Source organism: Streptomyces katrae, assembly GCF_000966975.1.
In the GTDB taxonomy this organism is placed as follows: domain Bacteria; phylum Actinomycetota; class Actinomycetes; order Streptomycetales; family Streptomycetaceae; genus Streptomyces; species Streptomyces katrae.
Genome location: NZ_JZWV01001579.1, coordinates 1 through 2,004 on the forward strand (window position 1 = coordinate 1; position 2,004 = coordinate 2,004).

General features: G+C 73.4%; 2 protein-coding genes. Both read right to left on the minus strand.

Going from position 1 to position 2,004, the window contains the following annotated elements; all coding sequences use genetic code 11:
• Positions 1-50: 50 nt before the first annotated feature.
• The gene (locus VR44_RS39340) at positions 51-896 is read right to left on the minus strand and encodes a siderophore-interacting protein (protein ID WP_045952493.1); all 846 of its coding nucleotides are present in this window, start codon (positions 894-896) and stop codon (positions 51-53) included.
• A 49-nt stretch (positions 897-945) separates the two neighbouring features.
• On the minus strand, positions 946-1,800 hold the full coding sequence (locus VR44_RS39345) for a 5'-3' exonuclease (RefSeq protein ID WP_245692894.1): 855 nt from the start codon (positions 1,798-1,800) through the stop codon (positions 946-948).
• Positions 1,801-2,004: the final 204 nt, after the last annotated feature.

The following is a 2,004-nucleotide window of genomic DNA, read 5'->3' on the forward strand; positions in this document are numbered from 1 at the left end:
GGCGGGGAGACGGCTCCGCGCAGCGGCGTCGGGGAGCGGCCCCGCAGGGGTCAGGCGGCGGCTGCGGTGGGGACGTCCTGTTCGGCTTCGACCGTGGCGTTCCAGTCCCGCTTGATCGCCCGCCAGCCCTCGTCCGTCTCGCCGTGGCGCCAGTACCCGGAGATGGAGAGCCGCTCGCGCGCGATGCCCCGCTCCAGGCGCAGGTGGCGGCGGAGTTCCTTCACGAAGCCCGCCTCGCCGTGGACGAAGGCGTGGACGTCCGCCGAGGGGAAGTCCAGGCCGGTGACGGCCTCCAGCAGGGCCGCGCCCACCGGGCGGTCGCCCCGGTGGAGCCAGACCGGCGTGATGCCGTCCGGGGTGGCGATGTCCTGCTCGTCCGCCGGGCCTTCGATCTCCACGAAGGCGTGCACCCGCGCCCCGCGCGGCATCCGCTCCATCGAGGCCGCGATCGCCGGCAGCGCGCTCTCGTCGCCCGCGAGGAGGTGCCAGTCCGCGGCCGGGTCCGGGGCGTAGCAGCCGCCGGGACCGAGGAAGTGGACCAGCTCGCCGGGCTGGACGCGGGCCGCCCACGGGCCCGCGAGGCCCTCGTCGCCGTGGACGACGAAGTCCAGGGTCAGTTCCAGCTTCGCCGGGTCCCAGGCGCGGACCGTGTAGGCGCGCTGGCGGGGCCAGGCCTCGCGGTGGTGCGTCGCACGGATCACGTCCAGGTCCCAGGGCTCCGCGTACCGCACGCCCTCGGGTTCGAAGAGGAGCTTGACGTAGTGGTCGGTGTACGCGCCCGCGCCGAATCCGGCCAGCCCGTCGCCGCCCAGCACGAGGCGCACCATGTGCGGTGTCAGCCGTTCGGTGCGTACGACCACTGCGGTGCCGACGGTACGGGCGCGTCCTTCTGCCACGGTCTCTCCCCTGGTACTTACGAAGCTTAGGATTACCTAAGTTAGCACCTCATGGGCGCAGCGCGCTGCTCAGGCGTGACATTGCTCCTCCCAGACCCCACCGATGGGCGAGCGCGTCGACCATCTCGGGTCGAGCGGCCAGGTAGGGGCGGGATTCGTCCAGGCGCTTGCGCTGGGTGGGGGTCAGCTTCGACTTCGGGTCGTCGACGGCCGCGATGATCCCGGCCAGGGACCCGTACGCGTCCAGCAGCTTGGCGGCGGTCTTCTCGCCGATGCCGGGCACGCCCGGCAGGCCGTCGCTCGGGTCGCCGCGCAGCAGGGCCAGGTCCGCGTAGCCGGGGCCGTCCACCCCGTACTTCTCGCGCAGCCAGGCCTCGTCGGTGACCTGGAGGGTGCCCACGCCCTTGAGCGGGTACAGGACGCGGCGCGCGCGGGCGTCGTCCACCAGCTGGTAGAGGTCCCGGTCGCCGGTGACGATGTCCACCGGGCCGGTGGCGCGGGCCGTCAGGGTGCCGATCACGTCGTCCGCCTCGTACCCGGCGACCCCCACCCGGGCGATGCCGAAGGCGTCCAGTGCCGCCTCGATGATCGGGACCTGAGGGGCCAGGGTGTCCGGGACCTCCTCCAGGTCCGGGCCCGACTCCGACGGCTCCGCCACCCGGTGCGCCTTGTAGGAGGGGATCAGCTCCACCCGCCAGTGCGGCCGCCAGTCGGCGTCCATGCAGGCCACCAGGTCGTCGGGGTGGTGGTCCTGCACCAGTCGGCCGATGAAGTCGAGCAGCCCGCGGACCGCGTTGACCGGGGTGCCGTCCGGGGCCTTCACGGACTCCGGGACGCCGAAGTAGGCACGGAAGTAGAGGGACGCGGTGTCCAGGAGCATCAGCCGTCGTGTGGTCGTCGTCATGCGAGCGATGATGCCGTAACGCCGCCCGGCCGCAGGTCGTCACCCCTGGTGGGTGAATGATCACTCAAACAGTGCGTCCGGCGAGCGCGCCCGCGCTTCCTCCCCGAGGGTGTTGATCACCGGCGGGCCGCTCGGCCGCGCCGGGTCCCCTCGCGAGGAGTTCCGCACGCCCCTGCCCGCACGCGCCGCCGGCGCGGCGCGGGC

Coding starts and splice junctions, on each gene's coding strand:
- VR44_RS39345 (WP_245692894.1), bottom strand. CDS start 1,800: ATGACGACGACCACACGACGGCTGATGCTCCTGGACACCGCGTCCCTC.